The 19160-nt window shown below is 68.9% G+C and carries 18 protein-coding genes; 13 read left to right on the forward strand and 5 right to left on the reverse strand.

Annotated features, from left to right (window positions below; all coding sequences use genetic code 11):
• Positions 1-18: 18 nt before the first annotated feature.
• A complete protein-coding gene (locus A5753_RS17820; protein ID WP_067130939.1) occupies positions 19-1131 on the reverse strand; it encodes a HoxN/HupN/NixA family nickel/cobalt transporter in 1113 nt (370 codons plus the stop codon).
• A 157-nt stretch (positions 1132-1288) separates the two neighbouring features.
• Here A5753_RS17820 and A5753_RS17825 point away from each other — a divergent pair, with 157 nt between their 5' ends.
• Entirely contained in the window at positions 1289-1783 is a 495-nt protein-coding gene (locus A5753_RS17825; RefSeq protein WP_067130941.1) for a Fur family transcriptional regulator, read from the forward strand.
• Here the strand turns inward: A5753_RS17825 and mtr are convergent.
• Both mtr and A5753_RS17835 read right to left on the reverse strand, forming a co-directional pair.
• Positions 1780-3159 (reverse strand): mycothione reductase, encoded by a 1380-nt coding sequence (mtr, locus tag A5753_RS17830; RefSeq protein ID WP_067130944.1) that lies wholly within the window; start codon positions 3157-3159, stop codon positions 1780-1782. The two genes, A5753_RS17825 and mtr, sit on opposite strands and share 4 nt — an antisense overlap.
• 4 nt (positions 3160-3163) lie before the next feature.
• Positions 3164-4177: an alpha/beta hydrolase gene (locus A5753_RS17835; protein ID WP_067131014.1), complete on the reverse strand. Its 1014-nt coding sequence runs from the start codon at positions 4175-4177 to the stop codon at positions 3164-3166.
• Between the two features lie 147 nt (positions 4178-4324).
• Between A5753_RS17835 and mqo the strand changes: the two genes are divergently transcribed.
• The 8 genes from mqo to A5753_RS17875 all read left to right on the forward strand — a co-directional run bounded on the left by mqo (position 4325) and on the right by A5753_RS17875 (position 15205).
• Positions 4325-5824 (forward strand): malate dehydrogenase (quinone), encoded by a 1500-nt coding sequence (gene mqo, locus A5753_RS17840; RefSeq protein ID WP_082971363.1) that lies wholly within the window; start codon positions 4325-4327, stop codon positions 5822-5824.
• Positions 5821-6291 carry a GNAT family N-acetyltransferase gene (locus A5753_RS17845; RefSeq protein ID WP_067130947.1) on the forward strand — a complete coding sequence of 157 codons (471 nt, stop codon included), beginning with the start codon at positions 5821-5823 and terminating at the stop codon, positions 6289-6291. The genes mqo and A5753_RS17845 overlap by 4 nt, the downstream gene beginning before the upstream one ends.
• Positions 6288-8129: a magnesium chelatase subunit D family protein gene (locus tag A5753_RS17850; protein ID WP_067130952.1), complete on the forward strand. Its 1842-nt coding sequence runs from the start codon at positions 6288-6290 to the stop codon at positions 8127-8129. The genes A5753_RS17845 and A5753_RS17850 overlap by 4 nt, the downstream gene beginning before the upstream one ends.
• A 19-nt stretch (positions 8130-8148) precedes the next feature.
• The gene (cobO, locus tag A5753_RS17855; RefSeq protein WP_067130955.1) at positions 8149-8763 is read left to right on the forward strand and encodes a cob(I)yrinic acid a,c-diamide adenosyltransferase; all 615 of its coding nucleotides are present in this window, start codon (positions 8149-8151) and stop codon (positions 8761-8763) included.
• Positions 8760-10157, forward strand: coding sequence for a cobyrinate a,c-diamide synthase (locus A5753_RS17860; RefSeq protein WP_156656151.1), 1398 nt, complete (start codon positions 8760-8762; stop codon positions 10155-10157). The genes cobO and A5753_RS17860 overlap by 4 nt, the downstream gene beginning before the upstream one ends.
• A 284-nt stretch (positions 10158-10441) precedes the next feature.
• Positions 10442-11647, forward strand: coding sequence for a uroporphyrinogen-III C-methyltransferase (cobA, locus tag A5753_RS17865; protein WP_067130961.1), 1206 nt, complete (start codon positions 10442-10444; stop codon positions 11645-11647).
• Between the two features lie 33 nt (positions 11648-11680).
• Positions 11681-13297 carry an MFS transporter gene (locus A5753_RS17870; RefSeq protein WP_067130965.1) on the forward strand — a complete coding sequence of 539 codons (1617 nt, stop codon included), beginning with the start codon at positions 11681-11683 and terminating at the stop codon, positions 13295-13297.
• 159 nt (positions 13298-13456) lie between these two features.
• Positions 13457-15205: a proline--tRNA ligase gene (locus tag A5753_RS17875; protein ID WP_067130968.1), complete on the forward strand. Its 1749-nt coding sequence runs from the start codon at positions 13457-13459 to the stop codon at positions 15203-15205.
• On the opposite strand, the gene A5753_RS17880 is transcribed toward A5753_RS17875, so the two are convergent.
• Entirely contained in the window at positions 15202-15648 is a 447-nt protein-coding gene (locus A5753_RS17880; RefSeq protein WP_067130971.1) for a ferritin-like domain-containing protein, read from the reverse strand. The two genes, A5753_RS17875 and A5753_RS17880, sit on opposite strands and share 4 nt — an antisense overlap.
• Entirely contained in the window at positions 15645-16175 is a 531-nt protein-coding gene (locus A5753_RS17885) for a hypothetical protein (RefSeq protein ID WP_067130974.1), read from the reverse strand. The genes A5753_RS17880 and A5753_RS17885 overlap by 4 nt, the downstream gene beginning before the upstream one ends.
• Before the next feature lie 227 nt (positions 16176-16402).
• On the opposite strand from A5753_RS17885, the gene rimP reads away from it, so the two are divergent.
• The 4 genes from rimP to A5753_RS17905 form a co-directional block, all read left to right on the forward strand.
• Positions 16403-16936 (forward strand): ribosome maturation factor RimP, encoded by a 534-nt coding sequence (gene rimP, locus A5753_RS17890; RefSeq protein ID WP_067130977.1) that lies wholly within the window; start codon positions 16403-16405, stop codon positions 16934-16936.
• Positions 16933-17988: a transcription termination factor NusA gene (nusA, locus tag A5753_RS17895; protein WP_067130980.1), complete on the forward strand. Its 1056-nt coding sequence runs from the start codon at positions 16933-16935 to the stop codon at positions 17986-17988. The genes rimP and nusA overlap by 4 nt, the downstream gene beginning before the upstream one ends.
• A gap of 176 nt (positions 17989-18164) precedes the next feature.
• Positions 18165-18419 (forward strand): YlxR family protein, encoded by a 255-nt coding sequence (locus A5753_RS17900; RefSeq protein ID WP_369829333.1) that lies wholly within the window; start codon positions 18165-18167, stop codon positions 18417-18419.
• Between the two features lie 85 nt (positions 18420-18504).
• On the forward strand, positions 18505-19160 hold a 656-nt coding region (locus A5753_RS17905; RefSeq protein WP_197694734.1), incomplete at its 3' end, for a translation initiation factor IF-2 N-terminal domain-containing protein.

The following is a 19160-nucleotide window of genomic DNA, read 5'->3' on the forward strand; positions in this document are numbered from 1 at the left end:
GGCCTTGGCTCGTTCGGTTCAGGCGGTCCACTTCTCTTCGATGCGCCCGTAGCGCCAGATGAGCAGAGCCACCGCCCACGTGACGACGAACATGCCGACGATGAAGTCGCCGATCGTGTTGAGGTCCAGCCCCCCGATCCAGCTCCAGAAGGGCCCGCGCCAACCGAACTGGTCGGCGAACAGGATGAGGAGTTCGATGCTGCCGATCACCCACGCGATCGCCACCGACAGCGCCGTGATGGTGATGTTGTAGTAGATCTTGCGCACGGGGTTGGAAAAGGCCCATCCGTAGGCGAAATTCATGAACGAGCCGTCGATGGTGTCCAGCAGACACATGCCCGCGGTGAACAGCACCGGCAGACACATGATGGCGTACCAGGGCAGCCCGGCGGCTGCGCTGGTACCGGCCAGCACCAAGAGCGCGATCTCGGTGGCGGTGTCGAACCCGAGCCCGAACAACAAGCCGACCGGATAGCAGTGCCAGGACCTGGTGATCGACTTGGTGAAGCGGCCGAGCAACCGGTTCATCACCCCACGGTTGTCCAGATGCCGCTCCAGTTCGGCCGCGTCGGTCTCGGGATCGAATTCGCCCCGGCGTAGCCGCGCGAAGACGCGCAGTATGCCGACCAGGACGATGACGTTGAGAAGCGCGATTGCGTACAGGAACACGCCCGAGACGCTCGTGCCGATCAGCCCGGTGTAGTGATGCAGCGTCGAGGAGTCGTCGCTGACCGGTCCGACGACCGTCCGCACTCCACACGCCAGCAGCACCGCCAGCCCGAACACCACGGTGGAGTGGCCCAGCGAAAAGAAGAAGCCGACGGCCAGCGGGCGTTGCCCGTCGTTCATCAGCTTGCGGGTGGTGTTGTCGATGGCGGCGATATGGTCGGCGTCAAAGGCGTGACGCATGCCCAGGGTGTAGGCCGTTAAGCCGATACCGACGCCAAAAGCCTTGCCGCCCAGGCTGTATTGGGCCGGCGCCACGAAGAACATCATGGTGAACCAGCCGAGCATGTGCAGCGCGACGATCACCGCCAGCATCGATGCCAGTCGCCACCACTGCGCCGGCGTCAGGGCGCCGAGAAGCCTGGTCGTCCGTGACGGCCGCCAGTCGATCTCGGTACTGGCCACTGGGGTCCTTCCGGCGCGTCCTTGCGGTATCGGCTGAGAACAACCGGCACGACTGTAAGTTCCACGGCTTCCCAGATGCAAGTGAGTTGCAGGAATCGCGGAGCCTGGATCTCGTCGAAGACTGGCGATCCGCCCGCTTGGGCGCGACACTGAAGCGGTGGCGCCCAAGCCCTCGGCACTGGATGCGTCGGTCACCGAGAGGATCGGCGATTTCCTGCGCGCCCGGGGGCTGCGACGAATGGCCTCGCGCATCCAGGTGCTGGCGGTGCTCGAGCCCGTCAACGGTCACCTGCCCGTCGGCGAGATCTACAAGCGGATGCGGGAATGCCTGCCGTCCGGGACACACGCGCCCGACGTGGCGACCGTCTACCGCACCGTGACCACGCTCGTCGACCAGGGCGTGCTGCACGCGTTGACGCTCGACGGCGGCGTGACGACCTATGGGTTGGCCACCGCGCCGCACCATCACGCCGTATGCACCAACTGCGGCACCATCATCGAGGTGCCCGCCCGCCAGCTGAGTTCGGCACTCGAACACGCGATGGCGGGCAGTTCCTTCGCGCTGTCGGACGCCGCGGGTCTGACGCTGCACGGCCTGTGTCCGCAATGCCAGGACGACGACAAGCCCGCCGCGCGACCGCGCCGGGGTTAAGCCAGACCCAGTAGAGCGTTCTCCACCACTTCGGGAAGCGCCGGGTGGATCCAGTATTGCCCCCGGGCCATCTGCGCCGCGGTCAGCCCGAAGCTCATGGCCTGGACCAACGGCTGAATGATCGATGAGGCCTGCTGGCCCATGATGTGCGCGCCCAGCAGGCGCCCGGTGCCGCGCTCGGCGACGAGCTTGACGATCCCGGTGGTGTCCTCCGACGCCCACCCGTAGGCGACGTCGCCGTAGTCCTGGATCTTCGCCGAGACTTTGAAACCCTTTGCGATGGCTTCGTTTTCGGTCAGCCCGACGCTGGCGACCTGCGGATCGGTGAACACCGCCGAGGGCACGTAGCGATGGTCGGTGACGGCCATCGCCCCGGTGTCGTCCCAGTCGCAGAACAGGTTGTGCTGCACCACGCGCGCCTCGTGATTGGCCACGTGTTTGAGCTCATAGGGCGACGAGACGTCGCCGAGCGCGAAAACCCCACGCGCCGTGGTCCGCTGGTACTGATCGACGGCCACCAGGCCGTCCTCGACAGCGACTCCGGCCTGCTCGAGGTCGAGTCGATCGGCGTTGGACACCCGGCCCGTCGCCACCAGCAGCGCGTCGGCGTGCACGGTGCGACCGTCATCGAGTTCCACCGCGACGCCCGGACCGTGGTTTTCGGCGCCCACGACGTTGCGGTGGGTGTGCAGTTCCCATTTGCTCGACGCGATACGGGTGAAGCGCTCGCTGACGACATCGTCGAGATGGCGCAGCAGTGTGGAGCCCCGGACCACCAGGGTGACGCGTGAGCCCAGCGAGGAGAAGATGTGGGCGAATTCGGCCGCGACGAAACCGCCTCCGACGATCATCAGATGTTCTGGCAGTTCGGGGATTCGCATGATCGTGTCGCTGGTGTGGTACCGGGCGCCGCACTCGAGGATCGCCGGGGGCACCACCGCTCGCGCGCCGGCGGCGATCACCACCTGGTCGGCCGTGAATTCGTCGCCGGCATCGGTGCGCAACAGGTAGCGCCCGTCGGACTGGACCGGCCCGAAGCGGGTGTGCTGCTTGTACACATCGACGTTGGGTGCCGAACAGCGATAGTCCTCACCGCCGACCCCGATCGGATCGATGCGCCCGAAGACGCGCGACACGATATCGTCCCAGCGCACCCGGTCGATGCGCGCGTCGATGCCGAAGCGCGCCGCATCCCGGACAGTCTGGGCCACCTCGGCGGCGTAGACGAACATCTTGGTCGGGATGCACCCGACGTTCAGACATGTGCCACCGAAGGTGCCCTCTTCGCAGATCGCCACCCGCTTATCGTCGAATCGGTCATCGAGAATGCTGTTGCCAGAACCGGTTCCGATGATCGCGACGTCGTAGGTCTCCAAGCCGTCACCCCTTTCGCAGCGACGCCGGGGCATCGTTGACAGTGCGCAGGTAGCCGTCCAGCCACAGATCCAGTTCCCGATAGGCGACTGCGCGCGGCTCGGGCAACGACAAAAACACGTCGTGCTTGGCGTCGGCCACCGGGACCACTGCGGTGCGGTTGCCGACGCAGCCCGCCCAGCGGGCGATCTGGGTGACGTCGAGAACCGCATCGCCGCACTGCATGGACGCGGAATCGGTGCCTTCGTGCACGCTGCGATCGGATCGCAGGATCAGATTGGGCACGCCGACGTCGAGGCCACGGTGCAGCCGGGCCTGGCCGCGTCGGATGGCGTGCAGCCAGCCAAAGGTGATGGGGAAGCCGCCCACGGGTTTCCACTGCAGGTTGTAATCGAAATCGCCGCCATAGTCGCGGTGCAGGGTGGTGCCGTAGCCGCCGTCACCGGGCGACCGGGCCACGCCCTTGGACCGCACGCGGGACAAGCCGGCGATCAGCGCCACCGTCATGGAATGCCGCAGGATGGGCGGGCCGGGCAGGTCCAAGAACGGGCTGTTGAGCACCAGGCCGCCGACGCGGGCGTGCGCGGCCGGGTCTCGCCGGCGTAACCGGTCCAGCCACAGCGACACGATGAGTCCGCCCGCGGAATGCGCGTACAGCAGGACCCGGTCGTGCTCCGCGACGCCGGCCAGCGCCTGATCGAGTTCGGCCTCGTAGTTGGTGAGGTCGGTGATGAAGTGCGGCGTTTGGCCGTCGCGCCACGACCGGCCGCACTTGTGCAGGTCCAGCGCGTAGAAGGCGAAGCCGCGGGCCGCGAAATGATCGGCCAGCTCGGTATGGAAGAAGTAGTCGGTGTAGCCGTGCACCGCCAACACCGCGTGCGCGGCGGGGATTGTCCCGCGGCCCGCGTGCTGCGGTTCGGATCCGCGGCGTATCAGGGTCGCGACGATGTCGCCCTCACCGGCCGGATCGGACCCGAGCGCGAGGGTGCGCTGCTGGTAACCGGAAAGAACGTCGGGCACCCAACCGGTCACTTCGCGGGCCACCCTGCCAGTCACGAGGCCAGCTTAGAGCTTTTGCTGAGGGCGGGGCGGCGCACGTGGTTCGCGGCCCAATTGCCTCGGGATAACCTGAGGATCGGCCCAGTCGAGGGAAGGACCAGCACGCCGGTGTCAGCGCTAGCCACAACCACGTCCACAGACGTCGTGCTGGTAGGCGCGGGCATCATGAGCGCGACGCTGGGGGCGTTGCTGCGCCGGCTGCAGCCGGATTGGTCGATGACCTTCGTGGAGCGCCTGGATGCCGTCGCCGGCGAAAGCAGCAGCCCGTGGAACAACGCGGGCACCGGGCATTCGGCGCTGTGCGAGCTGAACTACACCCCGCAGCGCGCCAACGGCTCCATCGACATCGGCAAAGCCGTGCGCATCAACGAGCAATTCCAGGTGACCCGGCAGTTCTGGGCCTACGCTGTCGAGAACGGGATCCTGACCGATAGACGCTTCCTCACCGCGATCCCGCACGCGAGCTTCGTGCGCGGCGCGCAGCGCGTCGACTATCTACGGCGCCGGCAGCGGGCCTTGGCGTCCAACCCGCTGTTCGCGGGTGTCGAATTGATCGACGACCCGGCCGAGTTCGCCCGCCGGTTGCCGTTGATGGCGGCCGGACGCGACTTCTCCGAACCCACGGCGCTCAACTGGGCGCCCAACGGCACCGACGTCGACTTCGGCGCTCTGTCACGACAACTCGTCGGCTTCTGTGTGCGCAGCGGCGCGACCGCGCTGTTCGGTCACGAGGTCCGCGCCCTGTCCCGCCAGTCCGACGGCACGTGGACGCTGTCGATCCGCAACCGGCGCACCGGCGAAAAGCACCGTCATAACGCTAAATTCGTCTTCGTCGGGGCCGGCGGTGCGGCGCTGCCGCTGTTGCAGAAATCCGGCATCCACGAGGTCCGGGGTTTCGCCGGGTTCCCGATCGGCGGCCGATTCCTGCGCGCCGGCAATCCGGCGCTCACCGCCGCGCACCGGGCCAAGGTGTACGGCGTGCCCGCACCGGGCGCCCCGCCGCTGGGCGCGCTGCATCTAGACCTGCGCTACGTCAACGGCAAGCCGTGGCTGGTGTTCGGCCCATACGCCGGCTGGTCACCGAAGTTCTTGAAGCACGGACACTTCACCGATCTGTCCCGCTCGGTGAAGCCGGACAACCTGGCCTCGCTGGTCGGTGTCGGAATCGGTCAGCTGACGCTGGTCAGATATTTGATCGGGCAGCTGCGGCTGTCCGGACCGGATCGGCTTCGCGCGCTGCGCGAGTTCGCCCCCACCGCAGTCGCTTCGGACTGGGAGCCGACGGTGGCCGGCCAGCGGGTGCAGGTGATCCGGCGCGACAAGCGCAAGGGCGGTGTGCTCGACTTCGACACCACCGTGGTGGGCGCCGCCGACGGAAGCATCGCTGGGTTGCTCGGCGGTTCCCCGGGAGCGTCGACGGCGGTGCCGATCATGCTCGGCGTGCTGGAACGCTGCTTCGCCAACCGCTTTCAATCGTGGTTACCCGCGCTCAAGGAGATGGTTCCGTCGCTGGGGGCGAAGCTGTCGGATGAGCCGGCGCTGTACGACGAGGTTTTTTCCTGGGGAACGAAGGTGCTGGGGTTGGGCGATGAGGAGCGGAGCCGGTGACAGAAGCGCTGCGACGTACTTGGGCCAAAGACCTTGACGCCCAGACACTTTACGAGCTGCTCAAGCTCAGGGTGGAGGTGTTCGTGGTCGAACAGGCGATCCCATACCCGGAGCTGGACGGGCGTGACCTGCTCGCCGAGACCCGGCACTTCTGGCTGGAAACGCCGGACGGCGAGGTGATCTCCACGCTACGGCTGATGGAGGAGCACGCCGGGGGCGAGAAGGTGTTTCGGATCGGGCGGCTGTGCACCAAGCGCAATGCGCGCGGTCAGGGGCATACCACCCGGCTGCTGCGCGCGGCGCTGGCCGAGGTGGGTGACTACCCGTGCCGGATCAATGCGCAGGCCTACCTGACGGACATGTACGCCCAACACGGATTCGTCCGCGACGGCGACGATTTCCTCGACGACGGCGTTCCGCACGTCCCCATGTTGCGGCCCGGCTCGGGTTTGGCGGTGAAGCCGTGAAGCCCTACCCGTTCAGCGCGATCGTCGGGCACGACCAGCTGCGCCTGGCCCTGCTGCTGTGCGCCGTCCGCCCGGAGATCGGTGGCGCGCTCATCCGCGGCGAGAAGGGCACCGCCAAGTCGACGGCCGTGCGCGGCCTTGCGGCGTTGCTGTCCGAGGCCACCGGAAGCGACGCCGGCCTGGTCGAAATGCCGCTCGGGGCAACCGAAGACCGGGTGATCGGCTCGCTGGACCTGCAGCGGGTGCTGCGCGACGGCGAGCACGCGTTCTCACCCGGCCTGCTCGCCCGCGCGCACGGCGGCGTGCTCTATGTCGACGAGGTCAACCTGCTGCACGATCATCTGGTCGATGTGCTGCTCGACGCCGCAGCGATGGGGCGGGTGCACATCGAACGCGACGGCGTCTCCCATTCACACGAGTCCCGGTTCGTGTTGATCGGCACCATGAATCCCGAAGAGGGAGAACTGCGTCCACAGCTGCTGGACCGATTCGGGCTCACCGTCGACGTCCACGCCTCGCGCGACGTCGACGTGCGGGTACAGGTCATCCGGCAGCGGATGGCCTACGAGGCCGACCCGGACGGCTTCGCCGAGCGATATACCGACGCCGATGCCGAACTGGCCCGGCGGATCGCAACGGCGCGCGTGTTGGTCGACGATGTGGTGTTGCCCGACAAAGAGTTACGGCGCATCGCGGCGCTGTGCGCGGCGTTCGACGTCGACGGCATGCGCGCCGACCTGGTGGTGGCCCGCACCGCCGTCGCGCACGCGGCCTGGCGCGGCGCGCACGCCGTCGAGGGAGAAGACATCCGGGTGGCCGCCGAGCTGGCGCTGCCGCATCGGCGCCGCCGCGATCCGTTCGACGATCCGGGCATCGACCGCGATCAGCTGGACGAGGCCCTGGCGCGAGCCGGTTCCGAGCCGGACCCCGATCCCGACCCGCCCGGCGGCGGCCAGTCCACCCAAACCGAACAGGATGCGCCGCAACAGAATTCACCAGAAAACGCCAATCCCCAGCAACCGAAGACCAGGCCCAGCGCGCCGCCGTCGAAGACGTTCCGCACCCGCGCGCTGCGAGTTCCGGGTGTCGGGGAGGGGGCGCCCGGACGACGGTCGCGGGCCCGGAACGCCAGTGGCAGCGTCATCGCCGCCGCCGGCGCCGACGACACGAGTTGCGCGGGGCATGGACTGCACCTGTTCGCCACCCTGCTCTCGGCCGCCGAGCGCGCCGGTGCCGGTCCGCTACGGCCGCGGCCGGACGATGTGCGCCGCGCCGTACGCGAGGGACGCGAAGGCAATCTGGTGATTTTCGTCGTGGACGCGTCGGGTTCGATGGCCGCGCGCGATCGCATGGCGGCGGTCAGCGGTGCCACGCTGTCGCTGCTGCGGGACGCCTATCAGCGGCGCGACAAGGTCGCCGTAATCACCTTCCGCGAGCACCAAGCGCGGCTGTTGTTGCCGCCGACCTCATCGGCGCACATCGCCGGGCGGCGACTGGCCCGGTTCGACACCGGCGGCAAGACCCCACTGGCCGAAGGGCTGCTGGCCGCGCGTGAACTCATCCTGCGGGAGAAGGCGCGTGACCGGGCGCGGCGTTCGCTCATAGTGGTGCTGACCGATGGCCGGGCCACCGCCGGTCCGGATCCCTTGGGCCGCACCCGAACCGCGGCTGCCCGGCTGGCGGCCGAGGGTGCCGCAGCGGTGGTCGTGGACTGCGAGACATCTTTCGTGCGGCTGGGCCTGGCCGAGCAACTGGCCCGCCAACTCGGCGCGCCGGCCATCCGGCTCGAGCAGTTGCATGCGGATTCGTTGACGCGTGCGGTGCGCGACGCCGCCTGAACGGAAAGGATAAGCGCCGATGCCGCAAGGCGTTCCACTCCAAGTTCCCGATGACGGCCTCACTACGCGGGCGCGCCGTCACACGCCCGTGCTGGCCGTGCACACCGGCGCCGGCAAGGGAAAGTCCACGGCGGCATTCGGAATGGCGTTGCGGGCATGGAATGCCGGGTTGTCCGTGGCGGTGTTCCAGTTCGTCAAGAGCGCCAAGTGGAAGGTGGGCGAGGAGGCGGTCTTCGCCCGGCTGGCCCAGCTGCACGACGAGCATCGGATCGGCGCTCCCGTCGAATGGCACAAGATGGGTGCGGGCTGGTCCTGGACCCGCAAGGCGGGCAGCGACGTCGACCACGCGGCGGCGGCTGCCGACGGCTGGGCGGAGATCGCGCGGCGGCTGGCCGATCAGCACCACGACTTCTACGTCCTGGACGAGTTCACCTACCCGCTCAAGTGGGGGTGGGTGGATGTCGACGAGGTGGTGGAGCTGCTGGCGGCCCGGCCGGGGTATCAGCACGTGGTCATCACCGGACGCGACGCCCCGCCGCGCCTGATCGACGCGGCCGATTTGGTGACCGAGATGGCCAAGGTCAAGCATCCGATGGACGCCGGGCGTAAGGGGCAGAAGGGCATTGAGTGGTGAGTGTTCCCGCCGTCGTCGTCGCCGCTCCAGCCTCGGGTAGTGGAAAGACTACGGTGGCAACTGGTTTGGTCGGCGCGCTGCGGCGCGCGGGCCACACCGTGGCGCCGTTCAAGGTCGGCCCGGACTTCATCGACCCCGGCTATCACGGCCTCGCCGCCGGCCGGCCCGGCCGCAACCTCGACCCGGTCCTGGTGGGGGAGCACCTGATTGGCCCGCTGTACGCCCACGGCGCAACAGGCGCGGACATCGCCGTGATCGAAGGGGTGATGGGGCTGTTCGACGGACGCATCGGGCCCGCCGCCATGAGCCCCGCGTCGGGATCGACGGCACACGTCGCCGGACTGCTGGGCGCGCCCGTCGTCCTGGTCGTCGATGCGCGCGGGCAGAGCCAGAGCATCGCCGCTTTGCTGCACGGCTTTTCGACATACGACACCGCGACCCGCGTCGCCGGTGTGATCCTGAACCGGGTCGGATCGGCGCGGCACGAGCAGGTGCTTCGGCAGGCCTGCGAGGAGGCCGGGGTCCCGGTGCTGGGCGCCATCCCCCGGGTGGCCGAATTGGAGTTGCCGACAAGGTATTTGGGCCTTGTCACCGCCGTGGAGTACGGGCAGCGGGCACGGTTGGCGGTGGATGCGATGACCGCCCTGGTCACCCGCCACGTCGATCTGTCGGCCATCGCCGCGGTCGCCGGAGGCCGGGTCGTGCATTCGCCGTGGGATCCCGCTGCGGCGGTAGGGGAGACGCCCGCGGGGCGCGCTCGCGTCGCGGTAGCGGCCGGAAAGGCCTTCAGTTTCGGCTACGCCGAACACACGGAGCTGCTGAAGGCCGCCGGCGCCGAGGTCGCCGAATTCGATCCCCTCGTCGATGCGTTGCCCGACGGCACCGACGCGGTGTTGCTGCCCGGGGGTTTTCCCGAACAGTTCACCGCGGAGCTCTCGGCCAATGAGCTGGTGCGCCGTCAGATCAACGAACTGGCCGCCGCCGGGGCGCCGATACACGCCGAGTGTGCCGGACTGATCTATCTGGTCTCCGAGTTAGACGGCCATCCGATGTGCGGTGTGCTGGCGGGGCAGGCGCAATTCACCTCGCACCTGTCCCTGGCGTATCGCGATGCCGTCGCCGTCGCGGATTCGTCGTTGTACGCCGCCGGCCAGCGTGCGGTGGGGCATGAATTCCACCGGACCACAGTCACATTCACCGACGACTATCAACCCGCCTGGATGTATCGGGCCCACGGCGCCGAACGGCAGGGCGGTCCCGTGCGCGACGGTGTCGTGCACGGCGGGGTCCACGCGTCATATTTGCACACCCATCCGGCCGCGGCGCCGGAGTCGGTGGCGCGCTTCGTCGCACACGCGAGCGCCCGGCTTCGCCGCGCTCGCGATCGCCACTAGATCGATGGTGGCGACCCGCAGCGCCCGGCTTCGCCGCGCTCGCGATCGCCACTAGATCGATGGTGGCGACCCGCAGCGCCCGGCTTCGCCGCGCTCGCGATCGCCACTAGATCGATGGTGGCGACCCGCAGCGCCCGGCTTCGCCGCGCTCGCGATCGCCACTAGATCGATGGTGGCGACCCGCAGCGCCCGGCTTCGCCGCGCTCGCGATCGCCACTAGATCGATGGTGGCGACCCGCAGCGCCCGGCTTCGCCGCGCTCGCGATCGCCACTAGGCTTGCCGGGTGACCGAGAGCGCCTACCTCGCTGGGCTGCGGCTGAACGGCAAAAAGGTCGTCGTGGTCGGCGGCGGCACCGTTGCCCAACGCCGGCTGCCCTTGCTCATCGCCAGCGGCGCCGACGTTCACGTCATCTCCCGCAGCGCCACCAGGTCCGTCGAGGCGATGACCGGAATCACCCTGGCACTGCGCGAATACCGAGACGGCGACCTCGACGGAGCCTGGTACGCGATCGCGGCCACCGACGACGCGCGAGTGAACGAGGCGGTGGTCGCCGAGGCCGAAAGCCGTCGCATTTTCTGCGTCCGGGCCGACATCGCCGTCGAGGGAACCGCAGTAACCCCAGCGTCTTTCGACTACGCCGGACTGTCCGTCGGAGTGCTGGCCGGCGGGGACCACCGCCGGTCGGCGGCGATCCGCTCGGCTATTCGCGAGGCGCTGCAGACCGGGCTCATCACGCCCGACAGCCCGGTGAGCTCCGACGTCGTCAAGGGCGGCGTCGCGCTGGTCGGCGGCGGGCCCGGCGATCCCGAACTGATCACCGTGCGCGGCCGGCGTCTGCTGGCCCAGGCCGACGTCGTGGTCGCCGACCGTCTCGCGCCACCGGAGCTGCTGGCCGAGCTGCCCCCACACGTCGAAGTCATCGACGCCGCCAAGATCCCGTACGGGCGGGCCATGGCCCAGGACGCCATCAACGACGTCATGATCGAACGCGCCCGCTCCGGCAGCTTCGTGGTGCGCCTCAAAGGTGGCGACCCCTTCGTGTTCGCGCGCGGATATGAAGAAGTGCTGGCGTGCATCGAGGCCGGGATTCCGGTGACGGTGGTGCCAGGTGTGACAAGTGCCATAGGAGTCCCCGCTTTGGCGGGCGTTCCGGTCACTCATCGGGCGATAAATCACGAGTTTGTGGTGGTCAGCGGACATCTGCCGCCCGGCCACCCCGAATCGTTAGTGAATTGGGACGCACTGGCCGCAATGTCAGGCACGATCGTTTTGCTGATGGCGGTCGAACGCATCGAACTCTTCGCCGACGCCCTGCTCAAAGGCGGACGACCTGCGGATACGCCAGTACTGGTGGTTCAGCATGGAACGACCGCCGCCCAACACACTTTGCGGGCTACCCTGGCCGACACGCCCGAGAAGGTCCGCGCCGAGGGTATTCGACCTCCCGCGATCATCGTGATCGGCGCCGTGGCGGCCTTCGGGCTTTAAACGATTCTTAAGATTACTGTAAGGTAACCCTTTATGACGGCTCTCAACGATGCAGAGCGCGCGATGCAACAGCTTGCCTCGGCGCGCCCCGATCGTCCGGCCCCGGCGAGCACTGCGCTCCCGGCGGAGACCGCCTCCAATCCCCCGGCGGAGACCGCCCTCAAGCGCATCAGCAAGTACTACCCGGCATGGCTGCCCTCTCGGCGCTTCATTGCGGCCGTCATCGCCATCGGCGGTATGCAGCTGCTCGCCACGATGGACAGCACCGTCGCCATCGTCGCGCTCCCCAAGATCCAGAACGACCTCAGCCTGTCCGACGCCGGCCGCAGCTGGGTGATCACCGCCTACGTGCTGACCTTCGGTGGGCTGATGCTGCTGGGTGGCCGCCTCGGCGACACCATCGGGCGCAAGCGCACCTTCATCGTCGGTGTCGCACTGTTCACCATCTCATCCGTGCTGTGCGCGGTCGCCTGGGACGAGGCCACCATGGTCGTCGCGCGGCTGTCGCAGGGGGTGGGCCCGGCCATCGCCTCGCCGACCGGTCTGGCCCTGGTGGCGACGACCTTCCCCAAGGGCCCGGCCCGTAACTTCGCGACCGCGGTGTTCGCCGCGATGACGGCGATCGGTTCGGTGATGGGCCTGGTGGTCGGCGGCGCGCTCACCGAGGTGTCGTGGCGGCTGGCGTTCCTGGTGAACGTGCCGATCGGCCTGCTGATGATCTACCTGGCGCGCACCGCGCTGCGCGAGACCAACCGCGAGCGGATGAAGCTCGACGCCACCGGCGCCATGCTGGCCACCCTGACGTGCACCGCGGCCGTGTTCGCCTTCTCGATGGGTCCGGAAAAGGGCTGGGTGTCGATCACCACCATCGGGTCGGGCGTCGTGGCGCTCGGTGCCGCCCTCGCCTTCGTCATCGTCGAACGCACGGCGGAAAATCCCGTCGTCCCGTTCAACCTGTTCCGTGACCGCAACCGGCTGGTCACCTTCATCGCCATCTTCCTGGCCGGCGGGCTCATGTTCAGCCTGACCGTGTGCATCGGCCTGTACGTGCAGGACATCCTCGGTTACAGCGCGCTGCGCGCCGGCATCGGCTTCATCCCGTTCGTCATCGCGATGGGAATCGGCCTCGGCGTCTCCTCGCAGCTGGTGTCGCGGTTCTCGCCGCGGGTGCTGACCATCGGCGGCGGGATCCTGCTCTTCTGGGCGATGCTGTACGGCTGGGCGTTCATGCACCGCGGCGTCGCCTACTTCCCCAACCTGGTGCTGCCCATCGTGGTCGGCGGGATCGGCATCGGCATGGCCGTCGTCCCGCTGACACTGTCGGCCATCGCCGGCGTGGGCTTTGACCAGATCGGCCCGGTCTCGGCGGTCACGCTGATGCTGCAAAGCCTGGGCGGGCCGCTGGTGCTGGCCGTCATCCAGGCGGTAATCACCTCGCGCACGCTGTATCTGGGCGGCACCACCGGACCGGTGAAGTTCATGAGCGACGCGCAGTTGTCCGCGCTGGACCACGGCTACACCTACGGGCTGCTGTGGGTGGCCGGCGTCGCCGTGATCGTCGGCGGTGCGGCGCTGCTGATCGGCTACACCCCCGACCAGGTTGCGCACGCACAAGAGGTCAAGGAAGCGATGGACGCCGGGGAGCTGTAGCTCACCGGCGCGGACGCTCTTCACAATCACCGCTGTGCTCGATGGCGGTGACCTGCCGCGCCCAACTTCGTTGCGCTCTGCCTGATTGCCCGGTTCCTCAGCGGGCCGACGCGGCCCGCATCGTCGCCGAGCGCCAAGTCACCGCTAGGCTGGCCCGCTGTGATCACCCGGATGTCCCAGCTGTTTTTGCGCACCCTGCGCGACGATCCCGCCGACGCCGAAGTCGCCAGCCACAAGCTGTTGATCCGGGCCGGCTACGTCCGGCCCATCGCGCCCGGGCTGTACAGCTGGCTGCCGCTGGGACTGCGGGTGCTGCGCCGAATCGAGCGCATCGTCCGCGACGAGATGAACGCCATTGGCGGGCAAGAGATCTTGTTCCCCGCCCTGCTGCCGCGCGCACCGTATGAAACGACGAACCGGTGGACCGAGTACGGCGACTCGGTGTTTCGGCTGCAGGACCGCCGCGGCAACGACTACCTGCTGGGCCCCACCCATGAAGAACTGTTCACGCTGACCGTCAAGGGCGAATACAGCTCCTACAAAGACTTTCCGGTCCTGCTGTATCAGATCCAGAACAAATATCGTGACGAGGCGCGACCGCGGGCCGGCATCCTGCGGGTGCGCGAGTTCCTGATGAAGGACTCCTACTCGTTCGACATCGACGACGCCGGACTCAAGGCCGCCTACCACGCGCATCGCGAGGCCTATCAGCGCATCTTCTCGCGCCTGCAGGTGCGCTACGTCATCGTCTCCGCCGTCTCGGGCGCCATGGGCGGCAGCGCCTCGGAGGAATTCCTTGCCGAGAGCGCGGTCGGTGAGGACACCTTCGTGCGGTGCCTGGAATCCGGTTATGCGGCCAACGTCGAGGCCGTCGTCACCGCCCGCCCAGAGGCGCAGCCGATCGATGGGCTGCCCGAGGCGGTAGTCCACGACACCGGCGACACCCCCACCATCGCCACCCTGGTGGACTGGGCCAACCAGGCGGACCTGGGCCGCCCCGTCACCGCGGCCGACACGTTGAAGAACGTCCTGCTCAAGGTCCGCCAGCCCGGCGGGGAGTGGGAGCTGCTGGCCATCGGGGTGCCGGGGGACCGCGAGGTCGACGACAAGAGGCTGGGCGCGGCGCTGGAACCGGCCGAATACGCGCTGCTCGACGACGCCGACTTCGCCAAATACCCCTTCCTGGTGAAGGGCTACATCGGACCGAAAGCGTTGCAGGGCAACGGTGTTCGTTATCTCGTCGACCCGCGGGTGGTGGACGGCACCAGCTGGATCACCGGGGCCGACGAGCCCGGACGGCACGTCGTCGGACTGGTCGCCGGCCGGGACTTCACCGCCGACGGCACCATCGAGGCCGCCGAGGTGCGCGACGGCGACCCCTCCCCGGACGGCGGGGGCCCGCTGGTCTCCGCACGCGGTATCGAGGTCGCCCACATCTTTCAGCTCGGCCGCAAGTACACCGACGCGTTCACCGCCGACGTGCTCGGTGAGGACGGCAAGCCGGTGCGCCTGACCATGGGCTCCTACGGCCTCGGGGTGTCGCGGATGGTCGCCGTCATCGCCGAGCAACACCACGACGAGCTGGGCCTGCGCTGGCCGGCGGCGGTCGCGCCCTTCGACGTCCATCTGGTGATCGCCAACAAGGACGCGCAGGCCCGCACCGGAGCCACCAACCTGGCCGACGAGCTGGACCGGCTGGGCGTCGAAGTGCTGCTCGATGACCGTCAGGCCTCGCCCGGGGTGAAGTTCAAGGACGCCGAACTGCTCGGCGTGCCGTGGATCGTCGTGGTGGGGCGGGGCTGGGCGGACGGCGTGGTGGAACTGCGCGACCGCTTCGGCGGCCAAACCCGCGAACTCGCGGCCGGCCCCTCGCTGGCCAGCGACATCGCGGCGGCGCTGAGCCGCTAGTCGTTTCCGCCGGGAAAGCTCGTCGTGATGGGCCAGGCGCCCAGCACGCGGCTCCACCGCGCGCCCATCACCGCGCTCTGGACCAGGGCGGTCGCCGCGAACGCGCGATCCGCGCCGGTCTCCGCGTGCTCGGCGACCACGCGCCACGCGCCCGCGCCGTCGTTCTCCATCCGTGCCGCCAGCCGCGCGGCGTCGGCCGGACCGCCGACCACCATCGGCAGCTGGTAGCCGGCCGCCGCGACCGGAGCGGTCACCTTGCGGGCGTTCAGTATGGCGATGACGTCGTCGCGGCGCTGGCGGTGCTGCGCGAGCGCCTCCACCACCATGTCGTTCACGCTCGGCGGCGACAGCGCGGACACGATGCCGTAGCCGTAGATCGTCGAATGCTCGATGGCCAGCGCGTCGCACAGCGCCGTGTTGTCGGCGTCCTTGCCGGAGGTCATATCGACGGACCCCCGGGGACCAGCGCAACCGTGTACGACGCCGTGCAAGAGGCGGCGATCGAGGCGAGCAGTCCGGCCCGGTAGCCGGATTCGGTGCCCACCAGGCGACTCGCACTGTCGGCCGAGGCGCGCAACGCGTCGATCACGTCGGACACCGGCGGCGGGGGAGGGGGCGGCCCGGGCGGCGCGGCCTGGCTCGGGCTGGGCGTTTCGCTCGAGGACGATGTGGCCAGCTTGCCGGCCACGCGCGAGATCTCCGCCGACAACGCGCGGGCATGTGCGCCGCGCTGGCTGGCCACCACCCCCAGCGCGGCGGCGACCTGTGGCGGGTTCCCGACGGCCGCGGCGGCGGCACCCGCCAGCGCGCTGTCGTGCCGGGCCTGATCGAGCGGCCCCAGCAGTTGCTCGACGGGCGGGGGCTTGGGAGCGGGCTTGCCGCACGCGCTCACCACCGCCCCGAGCGCAGCCAACGCCGCACCGCCGGCGAGGACATCTCGTCTGTTGAGGAACGGAACTGCGCTAGGCACAAGGACATCCTGCCATCGGGGCGAAGGCGGGCAAGATGCCAGGACGCGATCCCGCCGTCAACCTCGAATCCTGGCGTATCGTGGATAGCTGGTTCTCGCAGAGGGCAGCCACTGACAGCAACGTCGGCATGGATGCTCCGCCGCGGGGACGCCGGAAGTCGCCTGCGAAGCCATCGGGGCGCCGACATCCGCCAGATGACCGGACAACTCAAGATGAGGAGCTCGCCGTGACCACCGGGCTACCGTCGCAGACGCAGGTGATCGAGCTACTCGATGGAGAGTTTGCGCGCGCCGGCTTCGACATCGAAGACGTGGTCATCGACACCCGCACCCGCCCACCGCGAATCATGGTGATCGCCGACAGCGACGACGGCCTCGATCTGGACACGGCAGCCACGCTGTCCCGCTCGGCATCGGCACTGCTCGACGGCCTGGACACCATTTCCGGCCACTACGTGCTCGAGGTCTCCTCGCCCGGCGTGGACCGCCCGCTGACCAGCGAAAAACACTTCCGTCGGGCCCGCGGCCGCAAGGTCGACGTCGTCCTGGCGGACGGATCGACGCTGACCGGCCGCGTCGGTGCGACAACCGACGGCGCGGTCGCACTGGTAATCCGCGCCGGCCGGGACTGGACGGTGCGCGAGATCCCGCTCGGCGATATCGCGAAAGCTGTTGTCCAGGTGGAGTTTTCGCCTCCTCACCAAGCGGAGCTGGAACTGGCGAGTATGGGTCAGGCCCGCAGGACGGAGACCGGAGCATGAACATCGACATGGCCGCGCTGCACGCCATCGAGGTGGATCGGGGCATCTCGGTCAACGAGCTGCTCGAGACGATCAAGTCGGCGCTGCTCACCGCCTACCGGCACACCGAAGGCCACCAGAACGACGCGCGGATCGAAATCGACCGCAAGACCGGTGTCGTCCGGGTGATGGCCCGGGAGACCGACGAAGACGGCAACGTCATCAGTGAGTGGGACGACACCCCCGAGGGTTTCGGGCGCATCGCCGCCACCACCGCCCGCCAGGTCATGCTCCAGCGCTTCCGCGACGCCGAAAACGAGCGGACCTACGGCGAGTTCTCCACCCGGGAGGGGGAGATCGTCGCGGGCGTCATCCAGCGTGACAGCCGGGCCAACGCCCGCGGCCTGGTCGTGGTCCGGATGGGCACCGAGACGAAGGCCTCCGAGGGCGTGATCCCGGCGGCCGAGCAGGTTCCCGGCGAAAGCTACGAGCACGGCAACCGCGTGCGGTGCTACGTGATCGGGGTGACCCGCGGGGCCCGGGAGCCGATGATCACCCTGTCGCGGACCCACCCGAACCTGGTCCGCAAGTTGTTCTCGCTGGAAGTCCCCGAGATCGCCGACGAATCGGTGGAGATCGTCGCCGTGGCGCGGGAGGCCGGCCATCGCTCCAAGATCGCGGTGAAGTCCAACCTTCCCGGCCTGAACGCCAAAGGCGCCTGCATCGGCCCGATGGGGCAGCGGGTCCGCAACGTGATGAGCGAACTGTCCGGCGAGAAGATCGACATCATCGACTACGACGACGATCCGGCGCGCTTCGTCGCCAACGCGCTGTCGCCGGCGAAGGTGGTGTCGGTGTCGATCATCGACCAGGCTGCCCGCGCCGCCCGCGTGGTGGTACCCGATTTTCAGCTGTCGCTGGCCATCGGCAAGGAGGGCCAGAACGCGCGCCTGGCGGCCCGGCTGACCGGCTGGCGCATCGACATACGCGGGGACTCGCCCGGCGGTTCCGGAGGTCATTCGGAGAGCCAGTCCGAACACGGCGCCACCCACGGAATGGCCCACGACCGCTAGCGGCCCGGCGGGCCGCGGCCGCGCACCCTCGGGCGGTTCTGACCATCGATTCGGTGACGCTAGACTGAGCCGTGATCCAGCGCGAACCTTCGGCCTTGGCGCACCGTCATGCGGGTGGACCCGTACGGACGTGTGTCGGGTGCCGAAAGCGAGAGCTGGCCGTCGAGCTGCTTCGAGTGGTGGCTGTGCCGAACGGGAACGGTGACTTCGCCGTGATCGTTGACACAGGCAAGAGCCTGCCGGGGCGGGGTGCATGGCTGCATCCCGAGCCGCAGTGCGCGCAACAGGCGATCCGGCGGCGGGCTTTCACCAAAGCGCTGCGCATCACCGGTTCACCGGATACATCCGCGGTGGTCGAGCACATAGAGTTCCTCTGTGCGCCCGATCGCCCGGCAACAGAACAGGTAGCAAAGAACATGAGCACACCGTGAAGTCCCGATGACTCGCATTCCTATGCGTTACAGCTAATTCCCGAGGCGCGGCCCCACGACTGTCGCCTCATAGACAGGAGATGTAGTGGCAGGTAAGGCCCGCGTACACGAGTTGGCTAAGGAACTCGGTGTCACCAGCAAGGAAGTCCTCGCCCGACTGAATGATCAGGGCGAATTCGTTAAATCCGCATCGTCGACGGTAGAAGCCCCGGTGGCTCGCCGGCTGCGCGAATCCTTCGGCGGCGGCAAGGCCGCCGAGAAGGCCCCCGCGAAAGCCTCCGCACAAGGGGCGGCCAAGGCGGCCGCCGCCAAGGCGCCCGACAACTCGCTCGACAAGGCCCTCGACAACGCCATCGGCAGCGCGGTCGGCAACGGCGAAGCGACGGCGACGCCCGCCGCCCCTTCGGCCTCGGCCGGGGCGCCCGCCGAGGCACCGGCCCGACCGGGCCCGGCTCCCGTCCGGCCGTCCGCGCCGTCTCCGGGGCAGCCGAAACCGCCCGCGCCCGGGCAGCCACCCGGCCAGGCGCCGCGCCCGGGTATGACGCCGAGTCCGCGACCGGGCCCGATGCCCAAGCCCCGCGCCCCGCGCGTCGGCAACAACCCGTTCTCGTCGGCGCAACCCGTCGACCGGCCCATCCCGCGCCCGCAGGCGCCCCGTCCAGGAGCGCCCCGGCCGGGCGCGCCGCGGCCCGGCGGCGCTTCCCCGGGCAACATGCCGCCCCGCCCCGCCGGTGCTGGCGG

The sequence above is a fragment of the Mycobacterium sp. 852002-51971_SCH5477799-a genome (assembly GCF_001667145.1).
GTDB lineage: Bacteria > Actinomycetota > Actinomycetes > Mycobacteriales > Mycobacteriaceae > Mycobacterium.

Coding starts and splice junctions, on each gene's coding strand:
- nusA (WP_067130980.1), top strand. CDS start 16,933: ATGAACATCGACATGGCCGCGCTGCACGCCATCGAGGTGGATCGGGGC.
- A5753_RS17870 (WP_067130965.1), top strand. CDS start 11,681: ATGACGGCTCTCAACGATGCAGAGCGCGCGATGCAACAGCTTGCCTCG.
- cobO (WP_067130955.1), top strand. CDS start 8,149: ATGCCGCAAGGCGTTCCACTCCAAGTTCCCGATGACGGCCTCACTACG.
- A5753_RS17880 (WP_067130971.1), bottom strand. CDS start 15,648: ATGACCTCCGGCAAGGACGCCGACAACACGGCGCTGTGCGACGCGCTG.